We start from the raw sequence: 18,683 nt of genomic DNA, 5'->3' as shown, positions 1-18,683 counted from the left end.
TTTTCGGCAGAGACTTAAGCTTCTGCCGAAAAGGGGTCAGTTAGAGCGCTTAAATGAACCTTTTTCGGCAGGCACTTTCGGTTGTGCCGAAAAGGGGTCAGTTAGCACGGCCAGATGAACCTTTTTCGGCAGGGACGGTTGTGTTTGCTGAAAAAGGTTCATCTGGCCGTGCGTTAGCGAGCCTCTTGCGCCACAAGTGTTTCCTGCATCTGGTTCGAGTAGGCCAGTCGGCAGTGGCGTGCGGGTTGGCCGTGCGCTCGCACCCAGCCTATCGGCTAAGGCGGCATGCGGTTTTCGGTCCCGCGCCGATGCGTTCGAGTGTGTCGCTTTGAATGAGATTTTGCAGTGCGCTGGACGCTGAAGCATATGACATCCCGGTGAGCGTCTGAACCTGCGCGTGGGTGACTTGCCATGCTTCCGTGCAAAGTCGGGAATGGATTCGCCGCGTGTAGATTCGGGCAGTTGCATGATTCCGGGCCGGACTGGGGGGGGAGGCTGTGCTCCTGCGCGGCTTCAGCGAATGACTGGCTCGGCACGGCTTCACTCGGGTCGTTGGCGTGCTGCAATGCGGGAATCGCAGCGATGCTTTGCATCGTATCACCTATCGTATCAATCGAATCGTGCCGGCGCCCTGAGTTGCATCCTTCCTTGGTTTTTACGGAATTCAACGTGACACCCATGTTCACTATACTGGGGCTATGAACGATACGAAAGATGCGATTGCTGAATTCCCGAGGCTTCGGGCGCGAACCCTCCGATTCTCCTGCGGGGCTCCGCGCTCGGCCCAGGCGATTGGCGACGGCCGGCGGGCGCTGTTTCTGCGCTCCGACGGGCCCGAAGACCGCGTCACGGCGCTGTGGATGAGCGTGCTTGACGCCAACGGTGACGCAGACGCTGACGCTGACCCACATCGCGAGGTGCTGCTGGCCGACCCGCGCGAGCTGCTGGCCGATGCCGACAACGAGGATGTGCCGGCCGAGGAGCTGGCACGGCGTGAGCGTGCGCGTGAAGGCGGGGAGGGCATCGTCTCGTACTCGGTCGACGCGGCCGGGCGGCGGGTCGCCTTCACCATCAATGGTCAGCTTTTCGTTTCCGAGATCGACGAGGACGGGGACGGTGCGCGGACCCGCCAGATTGTGGTGGGCGAGGCTGATGCCGGTGGGGTCGACGGTGACGCCGTCGTCGCTGGCCCGGCGGGTCGTGACGATGCGAGCGTTGACCGCGATACCGCAGATGATGGGAGTGAAAACCCGTGGCTGCCGGTGCTCAACCCACGTATTTCCCCGGATGGCGCGCACGTGGCGTATACCACCGGCTCGCGGTTGGTCATGGTGGACATCGCCCCGTGGGGCGACGACCAAGCGCTGGGCCGGACCGGGGGTGGCACGGCCGACGCTTCTGGGCGTCCGCGCCCGCACACATGCGCGGCCGAGATGTGGGACGGTCTGGATGCTGCCGGCGGTGGCGGCGTTTGCAATGCTTCCGGCGACCGGTTCAGCACGGTTTGGGCCGTTGGGGAAGACCCGGAAGGCACCCGCAAAATTGGCCTGGCCGAGTTCGTGGCGGGGGAGGAGATGGACCGCTACGACGGCTTCTGGTGGGCTCCGGACTCGCGCGGGCTCGTCTTCGAGATGTATGACGCTTCGCCCGAGCCGATGTGGTATATCAGCGACCCGGCCAACCCCAGCAAACCGGCGGAGGGGCGGCGGTACGCGCGTGCGCTGACGAGGAACGCCGACGTGCGTCTGATGCTGGCGCATCTGGAATTCAACGATGCCTCAAAAACGGATGGCCCGGACGGCGACGCCGTCGATCCCGGCGAAACGATCCGAGCGCGATACGCCGGCTGCGATGTGCAGAACATTTCATGGGACCGCAAAGCCTACGAATATGTGGCTGCGGTGCGCTGGCAGGCAGGTCACGGCCCGTTGGTGCTGGTGCAGAACCGCTTGCAGACGCGCGACCAGGTTCTCGAAGTCGACCCGACCGGGCGCACCCGCGTGCTGGAGGAGCATGCCAACGACCAGTGGATCGACATCGTGCTCGGCGCCCCGGCCTTCACTCCCGGCACGGGTCGCCTGGTCTGCGCCCTCAACGACATGGACACCGACACCAACCGCCTGACCGTGGACGGCCGGCCCTTCACGCCGGTCGGATGGCAGGTGCGCGAGGTGCTGGACGTGAGCGACCAGAACGTGCTGGCCGTGGTGCAGCGCACGCCGGTCGAGGCCGCAGACGGGTCCCCGATGCCTGTAGATCGTGCTAATGAAGCCGGCACTCATGAATCCGGTCAGATCGGCTCTAACCGTGCGGCATTGGAAATCCCGTCCGAGCGTGGCTCCATGCCCGCTGTGCCGGCTGCGTGGCATGGCGACGAGGGATTGCACGACGCCCGTAGCTTCGACGTGGTCACCATCGGTTTCGACGGCACGGTGACACCGGTCACGGCCGTCGCCGGCACGTGGAGCGCAAGCCGCGCGGGCGCCGGCATCGTGGTCTCCGGACGAGGGATGACCGACGCCCGCGGGAAGGTCGTGCACGCGCTTGCGGCAGGCATCGCAGACGCTCATAATAATGTATCGCAATATGGTGATGAAGGCGGCGACGGCAATGGTAACGCTACCGATACTGCCGATACCGTCGATACCGCCGACGCCATCAAAGCTCCGACCAATGTCAACGAGGCCGACGTACTTACAAACGACTCCGGTTACACCGCCGCCAGCGCCACTCTCCTCAATCACGCGGCTGAACCAGGCTTCACACCGAACACCGTGTTCGTGCGCCTCGGCGGACACCGCCAGTTCACCGCGATTACTCGCCCCAGCGCATCCAGCCGGTTCGCGGGCGCGGCCAAGCTGCCGGTGCTGCTCAAGCCCTACGGCGGACCCGGCTTCCAACAAGCCACGATGAACCAAGCCGGCTACTGGGAATCGCAGTGGTGGGCCGATCAGGGCTTCCTCGTCGTCACGGCGGACGGGCGCGGCACCACCGGCCGAGGTCCGAAATGGGACCGCGAGATATTCGAGGACATGAAAACGATCGCCCTTGCCGACCAGGTAGAAGTCGTCAAAGCCCTGCCGCAGGCCGCGCCCGAAGCCGACCTCGACCATGTGGCCATGATCGGCTGGTCCTACGGCGGCTTCCTCTCGGCGCTCGCCGTGCTCGACGCGCCGGACGTGATTCACGCCGCGTGCGCCGGGGCCCCGCCCACCGACTGGACGCTCTACGATACGCATTACACCGAGCGCTACCTTGGCCTCGACCCCGAGGTCTACCGTCGCAGCTCGATCATCGAGGACGCGCCCAGGCTTCGCTGCCCCCTCATGCTCATCCACGGCTTCGCGGACGACAACGTCACCATCGCGCACTCGCTACGCCTTTCGCAGGCCCTCATGGCCGCCGGTCGGCCACACACCTACCTGCCGCTGACGGGCATCACGCACATGACCAACGACGAGACGGTGGCCCAAAACCTCTTGACCCTCCAGCGTGACTTTCTCTACGATGCCTTCGACATGAAGGCTTGAACGGCGACCGCCCGGTGCTTCCCCCCCCCCGATCCGGATGGGTCGGGGAGGTCCAGATGCGGCCCTACCGATAGGCTGTGGGTATGCAGGTTTCGCTGATCGACGAAGGTGATTACGGCAGGCAGATGCGCGATGTGGTGCTGCCTGCGCTCGCGGGTTGCCGCCACGAGGGTTGGATGCCGCCGACTCAGGTGGTCGCGGTGCGAGGCGGCGACATCGATGCGCCCGGTGAGGATGCCGGGGACGATACGGTTGATGAGGCGGGCGCCGGCACGGTTCACGACACAGTTGACGACGCAGGCTTCCAGGCCACCGACGGCGCTGATGGGGGTCACGTAAGCACGGCGCCGAACGCGTTGCACTACGTCTGCTATGACGCTTCCGAATTCGACCAGCTCAGCATCCCCGGTGCAAGCGGCACGTTTCGAGGCTCCATCGTCATCGCGCACGGTTTCACGGAGTTCGCCGCCAAATACGCTGAAATGGCATGGTATTTCCTGCTTGCCGGCTATTCGGTGTGCATCCTTGAACAGAGGGGGCATGGCTTTTCGCCGCACGAGGTGTCCGATCCGAATCTCGTCTGGATCGATGACTGGCGACGATACGCCGAGGACCTAGCGAAGTTCGCCCGCACCGTGGGGCGGTCGTATTCGAACGGGAAACCGATGCATCTTTACGCCCACTCGATGGGTGGCGGCGTCGGCGCCGCCGTGCTGGAGAAATACCCGTCCCTGTTCGACCGCGCCGTGCTTTCCTCGCCCATGATCGAGCCGGTCACAGGCATGCCGGCCGCCCTGGCCGCGCCGACCTCCGCTCTTGCCACCGCCATCGGCCTTGGCAAGCGTCGCGCCCCGGGGCAAAAGGACTTTCCGCGCACGTTCGACATGTCCCGTAGCCAAGGCGCCTCAGAGCCCCGCGTCCGGTCATATTTCGAAATGCGCTCTGCGGACGCCCATTACCAGACCAACGCCGCGACCTTCGGCTGGGTCGCCCAGGCGTTCGCGATGAGTCGTTCGATTCTGGACCGTGAATCCTGCGCCCGCGTGCAGACGCCGATTCTGCTGTTCCAGGCAGGCCGTGATACATGGGTTCGCAACGAGGTGCAGAACCGTTTCGTGCAATCCGTGCGGGCGGAAAGCGGCGATGTGGTCCTCGAACGCATCGAGCCTTCGGTCCATGAGATATTCAGCATGCCGAATGACGTTCTCGGCCACTACCTCGAGCGGATTTTCGACTTTCTCGCGGAGTCCATCGATGAGATGATCGTTCAGGCCCAGTAGAGGGGGCATTCTTGACGATGGTCCCATCCCCGCATCCGGCCCCAGACGTGCGTTTTCTGGCTGCTGTTTCCTTGGTCTCTGGCCACTTTTCATAGGCAAACCTCGATTATGTTATGCTCTTAGACGAATCATGAAATCGCCCGGCCTGGAGCACGCGGTATCGGCGTTCCGAGACGGGCGGCCTTCGTTCGATGTGACGAGTTCGCGCTTGTTCCGTGACGATGGGGATGGGTGAAAGCAAACAGTGGAACGTTTTGGGAATGTTGTACGGGTAGGGCCGACCCATAGAAGAGAACAAGAAACTGTAATCCGTGTATACTAATTAGACGGTACTCGTGCCATTGCCGGGTGTGTTTATGATACAATACGTTAGCGTGACACATATGGGAGTGGCCTAGGATTGGCGTTACGCTCGGTCGTGAGCCACGCCGCGTAATGAAAAGGAGAGTTGAATTATATGCAAATAGGGACTTCAATACGTAAGGGCGTGGGTCTCGCGGTTTCCGCGGCCGCGTTGCTTGCGTTGCTTCCGTTGGGTGCCTCCGGGGCCATGGCAGATGATGTCGCCAATGACGGTTATGTGGACATGGGCACCGACGCGAAGGCCTCGATCACCCTTAATGCCAAGGGCGACAGCTACCTCAACGGGCACAGCTTCAAGCTTCTGCGTATCGGTACTTACGAAAAGGCCGAGAAAAACAAAGACAATAAGATCACTGGTATTCAGGTTGGTACTCCGGACAACGTGAAGAACGAGACGAAGACCGCGTATATCAATGCCACCGGCGACACAAGTCTTCCGGCCGGTTATGAGGATAATCCGGTTGGTGCGGTCGCGACCAAGATGCTCGGCTTCCATACCGAAGACGGCGAAGGTCTCACCCCCAACCAGGACGAGACCGCCAGCACCGGTACGTATGAAGGCAAGCTCCGTAACTTCGCTCAGGAACTCGCCGGTGACACCAAAGGTACTTTGAACGGCAAGTTCGAAGGTGCGACGGGGACGATGGCTACGGATTCGAGCACAGGCGCGGCCTCGGTTAAGTTTGACGGTCTGGCTCAAGGCCTGTACATCGTCAAGGACGTCACCAACCCCGCTAGCCTTAAGGGCTCTCAGATCGCCATCCCGATGGTGGTTGGCACCGCTGTCGGTGCGGCGAACCTCGACTCGTTCGCGGATGCGAGCGGCATGAAGCTCGGTGTGGTCAACATGAAGGACGATGTCGTCTCGATCAACAAGACAATGGCTGAGAAGTCCTTGAGCACGGGCCAGTGGGGGCACTTCACTGTCACCACCAAGGTTCCGTTGACGACCGGTTTCACCAAGGACAATTACAAGTTCACGGTCACCGATAGCCCAAGCTATGGCTTCACTCTTCCCGCCAGCTCCGACGCTGCCCATTACTACAAGGTCAGGGTTGACGGCAAGGAGATTGCATCTGATCTGCTCGGGGGGATTCTCACTGCCAATCAAAGCTCTTCGTTGGACAAGACGAGCAGCATCGTCTTCGACTTTGGCAACGCCTTCCTTGACCATAAGGACGTATTCCCTTATGGCGCCAATATCGAGATTACCTATGCTCTGCAGAACTCCGGCAAACAGCGCGGTATTCAGAACTCGGTTTCTTTGGATTACAGCACCCAGCCCGGATGCACGAAAGAGAACAACAACGGGCAGGAATGCCCCTCTAGCACGGTCACGCCTCCTAACGGACCGGTGAAGCCCAAGACCTACAGCTTCAAGCTCGGCAATGTGTTGCGCACCAACGGCACTAAGCTTGTGGGCTCGACGTTCACCATCACCCTCGTGAAGGATGCTTCGGGCGCCGATGTGACGTCGTCGACACCGATAAAGTTCGTCAGCTTGGGCGACAATGTCTACAAGCAGGCTGATGACGCTTCGACTGGTTCCGCCCCGACGCTGACCATCAACGACAGCGCCGCCAAGAAGGGCATCCTGGAGTTGCAGGACATCGATGCAGGCACCTATGAGATTCAGCAGACCGGTGCGCCTCAAAACCCGCACCTTCGTGCGGTCATGCTGCCTAAGTTCGATGTGACGTTGACTCCTAACGCTGACGACAGCGCCAAGGCCGACATCGCGGTGCAGCAGGATGCTTGGCATTTGGCCGCGAAGGCGTCCGACGTTGAGGCCGTCAACTACAACGTGGTCGTCAACAACGTCCCGTCGGTCATGCAGCTGCCGCTCACCGGTGGCGCAGGCATCATCCTCGCCATCATCGTGGCTTTGGTTCTGGCCGCGTTGCTCGGTATCACTGTGGTCATGAAGCGTCGCCATGAGGCCGCCGCTTCCCGCACCCGTGTCTGAGTAGTAGGGTAGCGAATTCAACGTCCCCGTTCGGAGCCGTGATGGTTCGGTTCTGAACGGGGAGTTGTATGTCAGCGAAAATACATAATTGGTATAAGCGGCTGGCCATGGTGTCATGGTGACCGTGCTTTTGAAAGCGGCGAGGGAGCGCGCGTATGAGAGTAAGCGTGACCGAGTTCAAAGGCGAACCTTTTGAAAGTTTTTTTGATGTAAAGCAACAGGCGAAGAAGCGCGACTGGTATGGTTACGCGATACATTGGATGCATGATATGATTGCGATCGCCTTGGTGGTCGCCCTGTTGTTTGTTCCCGTGATGCAGGCGTATAACGCACGGCACGAGAATGAGGCGGTCGATACCGTCGAAAGCATCGTCAACGGCTGGAACGATTCCGAGATCGCCGGGCAGATTCAGGCCGCGAAACAATATAATGTGGCTATTGCCCAGTCGGGCCAGCCCAGTCTTGGCGAGTTCGATGACCCCTTTTCGTCCAGTTCGGCGACCAACCCGACCCAACAGGATCTGGATGACCAGGCAGTTGATCCTGAGTTGCGCAACAGCATCTATCTCAAGCTACTGGATGTGCATGACGGCATCATGGGCAGCATCGAGATTCCGAAAATATCGGTAAAGCTTCCGATATACCACGGAACTTCCAACGAGGTGTTGGACAAAGGAGTGGGTCATCTTCGTGGGACCAGCCTACCCGTAGGCGGTAAATCCACCAATGCGGTGCTCTCGGGGCACCGGGGTCTTCCCTCCGCGCTGTTGTTCACGCGGTTGGACCAGATGCACAAGGGAGACCTGTTTTTCATCAACGTGATGCGTCAGAAGATGGCTTATAGGGTCGTGGGAGTACATGTGATTGATCCGACCGACACGCATCTCTACACGGTTCAGAACGGCAGGGACTTGGTCACGCTGATGACCTGCACCCCATACGGCATCAATACCAGCCGACTGATCATAACCGGTGAGCGGACCGCCGTTCCGCCTGAGGGGGTCAGAAAGCAGGGTGATGGTTCCTTGTGGTCGCTTCTTGCGATGGTGGCCGTCTTGCTGGTCGGCTTCGTGGTGTTGAAGGTCAGGCGTGCGGTGCACCGAATCCAGCCTTGGCCGCTTCATGCGAACGGGAAATTCAGAGGACGTTGGTCGAGGAAGGCAAGGCATAAGGCTTGAATCGATACGTGATTTGACTCGCAGCATAACCAAAATGTATTATAATAAGAGAGCTTAGCGGGTAGAGGGAATATGGACATGAGGAAAGAAGACAGAAAGAGAAGGAAGGCGAGTGGTTCGCATCCTTTGCTTATGGCTGGTGCCGCTGTTGTGTCGATTACGCTCGTCATGTCCTTGGCGGCATGGGCGGACGCATCTTCGACGAGCAACGGGGACACACCCACGGTGACTCAAAGTCTCAGCGCGAGTGATTCGTCGTCCGTGCCTGGGGGCACCGGCGACAAGGGCGCCGGGATCAACGGCTCATCCTCCGATGGTTCGGTCGTTGACCACGCCTATGGTACTGTCGGCACCCCGGCCAGCGGTGTTGATGGAGTTCATGCGCCTGCAGGGGGAAATCATTCGTCCGCGTCTTCGAACGGGGGCGCAGGCCAAGGCGCTCAGACGGGCGCGAAAAACAAGGATGATTCCCATTCGTCTGATACAGGCAAGAATTCAGGTGACGACGGCAAAATCGGCGTGCAAAGCGATGACGATGACGTGGATCCGACCAAGGACGACATTGGCAATCCACGCAAGCCGAAACTGGAAGCCGTTCTTGCGGATAATAATCGTTTCGATTACCGGGATGGCGCTCTGCGTATGGATGTGGTGATTCGCGTCAAGCACGGTGATGTCGACCCCGATTGCGTGCCTTCCGGCTATGTCGCAGATTTAGATTATGGGAAGTCCCACCCCTACCTCCAGACCGCCCCGAGGCAAAAGGCAGCGCATTGCTTACAGCTTTATTATGGGTGGAACGACGCTACCACTGTCCGTCCTTTGTACTACGTGAACACGTTGGGGAAAAGTGGCACCGATAACGGGGTGAGCGAGAAGTGGGTGAAGCCTGATTCCAACTTCCCTGATTTCTATACGATACGTGGGGTTTCCAACGATGGGGCTTTTGACTATCTGACCGTTTCGATTCGGGGTGGACGCGTTCTTGCTAGCCTCCTCAAGCCCAAAGAGGATTTCAAACTTGGAGGCAACGAAATCAAGCGACATCTTTACGCCGTGGTTGATCATTACGACAACTATACGGTAAGCCCCGATTATGTGGAGAATGATGACTCCGGAGTGCCAGTGATGGCGCGTGAGGACTTGTATGACCTGTTGGGTGAGGACAGACACGGTAATGAAGGTTATATCACCGATATCACGCAAAACAGTCCGGTTTATTCATATGACAGTGACGGCCCTAGCGGTCCTGTAAATGGTGTAGGACTCCGGCAAGATCTCGGTCTTTGGCGTGGCAGCCAGCCCAATTGGGGATTGGACGTGGCCAATGGCTTCGATACTGTTGACGGTAAGCCGCCAGTCGGGGAGAACAACGCCGTGGACAAGGGGCTTGCTCCTGCAAAGGCGTTTTATGCTTATTGGCTCAACGGTGCCAGAAGCTGTGGCGAAACAAACGCTTTCTATTATGAGTGGTTCGGTTTAAAAAACGGCTCATGGGTGCCGGTGACCAGCATCACCTCGCATGCATTGACGTCGTTCAACCAAGGGAAGGTGACTATACAAGTTCCTAAGCCGAACGTAGCATACAATGCTTCTGCAGGCGATCAGCACTATCTTATGGGTGATGGCCCGAACCAGAAACACAATGGTTCCATCAATTTCGATGCGGCCAAGAAGGATCAGAGCTTGGATGGGTATTTCAAGCTTGTCACCTGGCCCATCACGACCAATGGCGGCACGACCAAGGACTGCGTCGCGACCGGTGAGTCGAACGCCACTTGGCCACGCGACATCTACAACCCTCTGACCAATAACGAGCAGGGCGTCACTGCCGAGATGGCGCAGAAGCACCCGGATCAAGCGCAGTCCCTCATGAACATGGGCACCACGGTCGCCACTGTCTTCGACGGCTACGACTATCAGAAGTTGGCCGATGTCACCCCGGCCCGTCCGCCGGAGCCTAGGTTGGCCGCTGCGAACGACATTGAGGCGCACACGCCGAAGCTCGTCAAAATGTTGGGTTACAACAAGAGACACAAGTACGCTGCCGAAGAGGTCCGCGCAGATTTTGTGCTTCGTGTAGCTCATGGGGATGTCCATCCGGATTGCGTCCATTTGGCGTCTACCTGGAGTGGTAATCCGGCTGGCACATGTGGCCTTTATCTGGGGGGCAAATTTGACCCAACCTCCTCGTCAGTATTTCAACTCGGGTACATCAATACGTGGCGAGATTCAGATGCATCGCTCGACACAGATGCTGCCCATGCCAAAGCAGCGGGCAATTGGGCGAGACAGCAAGATAATAACTATACGGTATATGATGTGCAGCATAGCGGCATATATGATTTTCTTACGATATCTGTAGAATATGATAACTATGCCCCATATAGTGAGGCAGTGCAATCGATAGCGGGTAACCCTTACCCGATGCCTCTGTATGCGAAGGTTGGTTCTCAGCAGAATTGGACCAACATTGCTGTGCAAAAGGATGGCAAGCCCTACCAGGCTTTCAATTATGTTACTGGCGGTAATGGTTGCACTACAAATAGCGCTCCTACATCTGCGGATTGTCAAGGGCCGTACTCCTTGCCGGGTTGGGATCAGTCCCCGCTTCTCTGGTCTAACGGACAGTCCAATTGGGGACTGATAACTGATAAAGGTCTTGTATCCCCGATAACGGGTGCGAGTGTAGCTGGTAAAGGCATAGCTCCGAAGAATTCATTCTTCACTTCCTGGTTCAATCAATCGTATAACGCCCGTGGCTATGACAAGGTCTGCAACAAGGTGAATGAGCTTTACTTCCAGTGGATCGGTCTATCGAAAAATGGAGATTGGGTTCCTGTTACGTCTTTAACGAAAACCGCACAGAAAGTGCAGCAAACGCCTAGTGCTATGCAGTGGACGCCCGGCACCGTCTTAATGAACACCGGAGGCCAGTTGATCGGTTCAGGCGCCGCACAGAACGGCGACGGTTCCATTAATTTTGGTCGGGCAATCCATGACCAGCCTGAATTGTCTGGTTACTTCATGTTGGTCACTTGGCCTATATCGAAGACAAAGAATGATGACATGTCCTCCTGTTCGACGGGTTCTGTCGGGGACGTTTACAATCCGTTGACCAGCCAGAACGCACCTGAAGGCATCACCAAGGACATGTCTGCCGAGAAAGTTGACAAGCTTCTTGATTTGGGTTGGACAATCGACACCGCTTATAACCAGTTCAAATTCGACCCCCACATGTTGAACTCCTCAGGGGTATCCATTGATGGCGTTGAAGTGCCGCACACAGTAAAGCCGAATGGCGAGTTGTCGACTGGTTCTAAGGTTACGGTGAAAGGGACGATGGTGCAGGAGGATTCCCCGAAATCGGACCTAACCCTGTACGCGGTTCGCAAGCAGGACGGTTCGGCTTCGGACCCCAATAAGGTGATCGCCGACGACGGTAATAAGGTTGGCACGGTTTCGATCAATGGAACCGGTAAACAGGATTGGAGTATCGACATTTCTCCCAACAAATTCCTGAATAAGGATGATGTGCGGGAAGGTGACGTCTACCGTTTCATCGCGGTTGATACTCAAGACGGTATGGACACGAGTCCCGTCGTCAAAGATTCGACCATAGACATGACTCCGCCCGTGATAACCAACATGAAGATGGGTGCCAACCGGATATCGGGAGAGCTTGATCCAGCCGACAGTCATAAGGACATGAGCGCCTCAACAGTCACCGTCGTGTGGACGCGTAAGGACAACGACAAAATCGTTTCGAAGACGGCCACCGTGAACAAGGACGGTTCCTGGTCGATCGACTCCCCCCTCTTGCCTAAAGGCGCAACGGTCCGAGTGGACGTCGTCGACGAATCTCACAACGAAGGCAAGACGGTCAAGGGCAGTGTGTCTTCGAACGCTTCCACGTCCATCCCGCTGACGGGTTCCCGCCTGATGTGGATTGTGCTGGCTGTCGCGGTGATGGTGTTGGCCGATGCCGCATATCGATATGCTAGGCGGCGGCGAACAGAGACGGTGAATGTTGCCCGGTGCGGCACCGGCGCCTCACATGTTCGGCCTAATGGTCCACGTCATGTGCGCCGACGGAGTCGATCGATTCATGATGTGTTCAATGAAAGGAGGCGGTGACGATGCAGATGTTCGGACGAAAGACGGCGATGAGGCTTGTGGCCGGTCTTATGATTGCAGGCGTTTTGTTGCCGGCCTCGGTTAGTGTGGCGATTGCGGATCCCGCAGGGATTGACAGCCAAAGCCAACCACAGAGCGCTGTGCAGAACGATGGCCAGGCTTCTAAGGCCACAGGGTCGGAGCCAACGGGTGGCAAAGCCGCCCCGGCAGACGAGTCGAAACACCAAACCGACTCTTCCGATAGGCAGTCCGCGGACGTGGCCAAGTCGGGGGCGTGCTCCTTGGGTGTCAGCAAAATCGCCCAATGCTTCCCGGATCCGGTCTTCCGTCATTATCTTCAAGTCAAATATCCGGCGGTCAACTCCGACAATGCGGTTGTGACCAAGGAGTGGGCCGATTCGGTGACGCACCTGGATGGCGATGACTTCGGAGTCAGCGGTGGAGGTTTCGTCAAGGACATAACAGGCATTGAAGTTTTCGAAAACCTTGAGTCGTTCACGTCCGGCAACCGTACCGGATTCCCTCAGGTCACCGACTATTCTCCAATGTCCCATCTTCGCAAGCTCGCGAGCGTCACGTTCGATGGTGTCGGTCAGTCCGCGAATAACGGTGACATCAATCGTGCAGGGCTCACGTCATGGAAATCGGAGAACATGCCTGAGCTGCGTCAGGTTGACATGACGGAATCGCTCTTCTGGGATCCCTCGCAGCTTGCCGGACTCACCGGGCTGACATATCTTAACTTGGATCACACCGCAATCGGTGAGGATGCCAGCGGTGTCCAGAACTTCCCCAACACGGACGCCGATAAGATTCCTCGTATCGAGGACCCATTCAAGGACTTTCCGCAGATGTTCCCCAATCTGCAGACCCTGATACTCGACGACTGCGAAGGCTTGAGCGAGGCGAGTTTCGAACCACTGGCCGGTCTGCATAAGCTCATCACGCTCAGCATGAGCGCCGACTCGAATGCGATTCACGGGACCATCCCCGTCGCGATCTCGCGCATGACGAGCCTGTCGGAACTGAACATGGAAGAAAACGACATCAGCGATGTGTCGCCGTTGAGTTCTTTGGTGAATCTGAAAACGCTTGATCTGAGCTGGAACAAGATCACTGATCTCTCCTCGCTCACGACCTTGACCCGGCTCAAGGAGTTGAAAGCGGACAACCAGCATATCAGATTCACGAAGGATCTGGTCGCCAACCCGAATGTGATCGTCCGTGATAGCGAGTTGAAGAACCTGAACAAAGCGTCCGTCCGCTTCACCGGAGATGCGTATTACCACTACTTGGACGCGCACGAGGGTTTGCCGGCGCCGCGTCTTGATCGTCAGAACGTCAAGGTGACGGATGGGCAGATTGAACTGATTGACCCGCATATCGGCAAGGGTCAGTTCGCGGAACCGCGTCACCCTCAGTTCTCCCCGGATGTTCCGGAACCACAGATCATCGACGGGGAATTGCGTGGCGGCCTTCTTTGCCTCCACTTTGAGGGTGATAATCCAGGCCTGCCTGGCTTGGAGAAATTCTCCTTTGATGGTGAATTGGCTCCCTCGGTCCGTTCTCCGCGTGTGACCATGGATCTGCGCGGCGGCACTTTGAACGGCCAACAGTCCCCCGATCCGATCGATATCGTGTCCGGGCATGTTTTGGGAGAAAAGGCGCCCGGCAGACCTGATTGGTTGCAGGCCAACGGCAAGGCCAATGAGTTCCTTGGCTGGAAGGCGTGCGTGGTGGACGCCAACGGTGGTTGCTCGTTCGAGACCGCAACCGACTTTGACCCGGCCAAACCAATCGTTGACGACACCGTGCTCTTCGCTCATTGGAAGAGCGATGACGCCCGCACAGTCTTCTTCCACCAACAGAACGGCCAGTCTAACGACGTCACCACCAAGGATGTTTATTTGGGGCAGACGGTGGAAGAACCCGCAAAGCCGACGTACGGTGGGCATGAGTTCCTCGGATGGTTCACCGATCCCTCTTCTGGTGAACGGTACGATTTCAAGCAAAAGATAACCGGTGATCTCACGTTGTACGCCCATTGGAAGGATGTGGTTGTACCGGTGACATCATATATTGTTCGTTTCGATGCCGAGAATGGTACGGATCTTCTCCTGGTGTCCGTCAAGGCCGGAACCCCTGTCGCGCGCCCCGCCGATCCAGCCCTCCAAGGTTACAGCTTCAACGGATGGTACACGTCCCGTGAATCCGGTGGCCTGCTTTATGGTTTCAACCAGCCAGTGAACTCGGACATGGTGCTGTACGCTCGGTGGAGCCGCAATTCTGCCTCGACGAACAACGCAAACATGGCCAGGAATGCCGCTGCGGTGCTGGCGCCCTTCGCTGCCCCGGCGGCATTGATCGCAACTGCGCCGGGTGCGAACGCCCGAAATGCCACGGCACCACGCCGCGACACGGTCGTGCAGCCTAGAAGAGCACCACGTTTGCCCAAGAGGAGTCCACTTTGCGAAACGAGTGAATCAAAGTTCGTTCAGCCGACTTCTGATCTGTATGTCGAGCGTTTCGGCAGAGTGCAGCGTGCGGACAATCTGGATCTGAAATGCCAAACGGATGCGGTTGTTTCCAAGCCTGTACGCCCAAGCGGGATTTTGGGTTGCATGTTCGGGTTGTTGCTCTTCCTGTTGATGATGCTCGCCTTCCTGTATTCGCGGAGGAAGCTGCCCGACTACGGCCAGCATAAGTCGCCGGAGATATACAAGTAAGGGCGCGTGGCAAAAGCCCTTCCTGACCACGAGTCATGATTCCTCCCCTTTGATGACGCTAATACCATCGATGGGGATGAATTTGTTCACACTGTCATGGATACGGTCCTCAAGTCATGGTGGACGCATGTGTCAGGCGCCGATGATTTCATGCCGGACGCAGCATGCGTCATCATCTAGTTTTCCGACGACGTCGCGGCTTCAGGACGGTGATGCCCGGGGGGGGGGCAAGCCAGTGCGATTCAGCGTCCGTCAATCTGACCGATGGCTACAGGTTGTGCAGGGGAATCGACAGGATGGGGGGAGCGGCTCTCACCCCGACAGACGAACGTGGAGAATAAAATTGGACATGCAACGGGCGGAATGACGAATTGTCCGGGAGCGACACCGGGCGGTCCGCATGTTCGCGCAACAGGCTTTCGGCAAGGCCGTTGAGGGCTTGGTTCGTGTACGAGGAAACGAAGAGGAGGACTCAAACATGCTGCAAATCAACATGGCTGACGTCGTCAATGTCATCAAGTCGCTGGTGCCCTATCTGGTGGTCATCGGCGTCTTGCTGGTTTTGGCGATCATCGTCAGCATCGCGGTCAACAAGAAGACAGTGAAGGCCGACGGCACACGCAAACTGGTGCGTAGTGAGGTTTGGCTGGTGGCGATGGTCGCCATTGTGGCCGCCATCTCGATGATGCTCACCGGCCCCATGCAGACCCTGCTCAATAACGCCAGCTCAGAGAAATACGAGCTGCAGCAGGGCACGGTGGACAAGGCCAACAAGCTGGCCGAAGACGTCGAAAACGAAGCCATCACCCTGCTGAAGAACGACGACTCCACGTTGCCGCTCAAGGACAAGAAGGTCAACGTCTTCGGCTGGGGTTCCACGAACCCCGTCTACGGCGGCACGGGCTCAGGCTCGATGTCGAAGCAGTACCCGACCGTCTCCATGCTGCAGGGCATGAAGAACGCCGGGCTCAAGCCGAACGATAAGCTTTCCAAACTGTACACCGATTACCGCAAGGAACGTCCGGAAGTGGGCATGTTCGCCCAGGACTGGACCCTGCCCGAAGTGCCGGCTGACAAGTATTCCCCGAGCCTGATCGACGAGGCGAAGTCCTATTCCGATCAGGCCGTCGTGGTCATCAGCCGCGTCGGCGGCGAAGGTGCGGACCTGCCCACCGACATGAAGGCCAAGGGCATCACCTATAAGGACAACTCCAAGGATTACGAGGACTTCAAACCCGGACAGTCCATCCTCGAGCTCAGCCAGACCGAAAAGAACATGCTCGACCTGGTCGCCAAAAACTTCAAGAACGTCACGGTCGTCTACAACGGCGCGAACACGTTCCAATTCGACTTCCTCGACCAGTACCCGCAGATCAAGTCGCTGTTGTGGTGCCCGCCCGCCGGACAGACCGGCTTCACCTCGCTGGGACGCGTGCTCGCCGGTAAGGTCAACCCCTCCGGCCGCACCTCCGACACGTTCCTGAAGAACCTCAAGAAGTCCGTGAACTACAACAACTTCGGTAACTTCAAGTACAACAACGTTGACGAATTCACGCAGGTCGTCCCCAATTTCACCGGCGGCAAGGACACCGTCAAGCCCACGTTCGTCAACTACACCGAGGGCATCTACGTCGGTTACCGCTTCTACGAGACCGCCGCAAAGGAAGGCCTGATCAACTACGACGAGATGGTCCGCTACCCGTTCGGCTACGGGCTGAGCTACACCAAGTTCAGCGAGAAGATGGGCGCGATCACCCATTCCGGCGGCAAGGTGAGCTTCGACGTCACCGTCAGGAACACTGGCGACAAGGCAGGCAAGGACGTCGTCGAGGCCTATTACAACCCGCCATATACCGAAGGAGGCATCGAGAAGGCGAGCACCAATCTGGTCGCCTATGCCAAGACCGGCAACCTGGAGCCGGGCGCCTCGCAGACCGTGAAGATCTCCTTCAAGGACTCCGACATGGCCTCCTATGACCAGAAGGTCGACAAGGCGTATGTGCTTGAGGGTGGCCGGTATGACGTTTCGTTGCAGTCCGATTCCCACACCGTGATCGACACGAAGCCGGTCGTCATCGATGCCACCCGAATCTACAATTCCAAGGGCGACACCCATAACGGCGACAAGGTCCCTGCGACCAACCACTTCGACAACGCCGAAGGCGACAACGTAACCTACCTTTCGCGCGCCGGCCACTTCGCGAACTTCGAGAAGGCCACCGCGGCCCCGACGGATTTCGCGATGAGCGATAAGGTCAAGTCCGAGTTCACCAACAACGGCAACTACAAGCCGACCGATTACGACAAGTCGAGCGACAGGATGCCGACGACGGGCGCGAAGAACCACGTACGTCTGGCGTCGTTGCGCGGCAAGTCCTATGACGACCCGCAGTGGGACAAGCTGCTCGATCAGCTGACGTTCAAGGACATGGACGACCTGATCGCGAACGCCGGCTACGGCACCTCCGCGATCGACTCCATAGGCAAGGTGCGCATGACCGATGCGGACGGCCCGGCCTCTCTCAACAACAACTTCACCAAGATCGGTTCGATCGGCTTCCCGGCCTCAACCGCCTTCGCCTGCACTTTCAACAAGGACCTCGCCAGGCAGTTCGGTGAGATGATCGGCCAGATGGGCCACGACATGCACGTCGCGGGCTGGTACGCACCGGCTATGAACGTGCATCGCAACGTGTTCGGCGGGCGCAACTTCGAGTACTTCTCGGAGGATCCGCTGTTGGCCGGCACCACTGCCGCGAGCCAGATCGAAGGTGCCCGCTCCAAGGGCGTCTATTCCTTCATCAAGCATTTCGCGATGAACGAGCAGGAGACCAACCGCACCAACATGCTGTGCACGTGGGTGAACGAGCAGGCGATGCGCGAGGTGTTCCTCAAGCCCTTCGAGATGAGCGCGAAGACCGGCGGCGCGCAGGCCGCGATGAGCTCCTTCAACTACATCGGGCCCACCTATGCCGGTGCGAACCCGGCGTTGCTCAACTCGCTGCTGCGCGACGAGTGGGGCTTCCACGGCATGGTGCTCACCGACTATTTCGCCGGTTATGGCTTCCAGAACGGCGACCAGATCATCCGTGGGGGCGGCGACACGATGCTGGCCACCACCAAGGTCACCAACCACATCACCGACAAGTCGGCCACATCGGTCATCGCCATGCGGCGTGCCTCGAAGAACGTGCTTTACACCGTCGTGAACGGCTGGGAGTATGAGCATGGCGAGCCCAAGGCCAAGACCCCGGTGTGGAGAATCGCGATGTACGCGCTCTGGGCGATCGTCGCAGTGCTGTTCGTGCTTCTTGAATTCATCGCCATCAAGCGGTTCCGCAGGCGCCGCGAGGCTGCCCAGATGTCGGCCGCGTTCGCTGCGGCAAATGCCGCCGATCCGCTCGTCGGTTCCGCGTCGGCTGACGGTTCGGAACAGTCCAATACCGCGGATGGTTCCGACAAGCAGTGAGATGGTAATGTTCCAATGGCCGCCTGGCCCTGCA

General features: G+C 58.4%; 7 protein-coding genes. All 7 read left to right on the top strand.

Annotated elements, in window-relative coordinates; translation table 11 throughout:
- Positions 1-698 precede the first annotated feature (698 nt).
- The 7 genes from BBOH_RS06180 (at position 699) to BBOH_RS06150 (ending at position 18,649) form a co-directional block, all read left to right on the top strand.
- Positions 699-3,530, top strand: a complete 2,832-nt coding sequence (locus BBOH_RS06180) for a S9 family peptidase (protein WP_033521996.1) — start codon at positions 699-701, stop codon at positions 3,528-3,530.
- A gap of 83 nt (positions 3,531-3,613) precedes the next feature.
- The gene (locus tag BBOH_RS06175; protein ID WP_033521998.1) at positions 3,614-4,810 is read left to right on the top strand and encodes an alpha/beta fold hydrolase; all 1,197 of its coding nucleotides are present in this window, start codon (positions 3,614-3,616) and stop codon (positions 4,808-4,810) included.
- 457 nt (positions 4,811-5,267) lie between these two features.
- Positions 5,268-7,139: an LPXTG cell wall anchor domain-containing protein gene (locus BBOH_RS06170; protein ID WP_033522000.1), complete on the top strand. Its 1,872-nt coding sequence runs from the start codon at positions 5,268-5,270 to the stop codon at positions 7,137-7,139.
- Positions 7,140-7,294: 155 nt separating this feature from the next.
- A complete protein-coding gene (locus BBOH_RS06165; RefSeq protein ID WP_044098242.1) occupies positions 7,295-8,317 on the top strand; it encodes a class C sortase in 1,023 nt (340 codons plus the stop codon).
- Positions 8,318-8,395: 78 nt separating this feature from the next.
- Positions 8,396-12,454 (top strand): hypothetical protein, encoded by a 4,059-nt coding sequence (locus BBOH_RS06160; RefSeq protein WP_143242468.1) that lies wholly within the window; start codon positions 8,396-8,398, stop codon positions 12,452-12,454.
- Positions 12,455-12,456: 2 nt separating this feature from the next.
- The gene (locus tag BBOH_RS06155; protein WP_033522004.1) at positions 12,457-15,180 is read left to right on the top strand and encodes an InlB B-repeat-containing protein; all 2,724 of its coding nucleotides are present in this window, start codon (positions 12,457-12,459) and stop codon (positions 15,178-15,180) included.
- Between the two features lie 478 nt (positions 15,181-15,658).
- Positions 15,659-18,649, top strand: coding sequence for a glycoside hydrolase family 3 protein (locus BBOH_RS06150; RefSeq protein WP_044098264.1), 2,991 nt, complete (start codon positions 15,659-15,661; stop codon positions 18,647-18,649).
- Positions 18,650-18,683 lie beyond the last annotated feature (34 nt).

Origin of the sequence: Bifidobacterium bohemicum DSM 22767 (assembly GCF_000741525.1) — a bacterium.
In the GTDB taxonomy this organism is placed as follows: Bacteria; Actinomycetota; Actinomycetes; order Actinomycetales; family Bifidobacteriaceae; genus Bifidobacterium; species Bifidobacterium bohemicum.
This window is presented reverse-complemented; position numbering and strand designations above follow the sequence as displayed.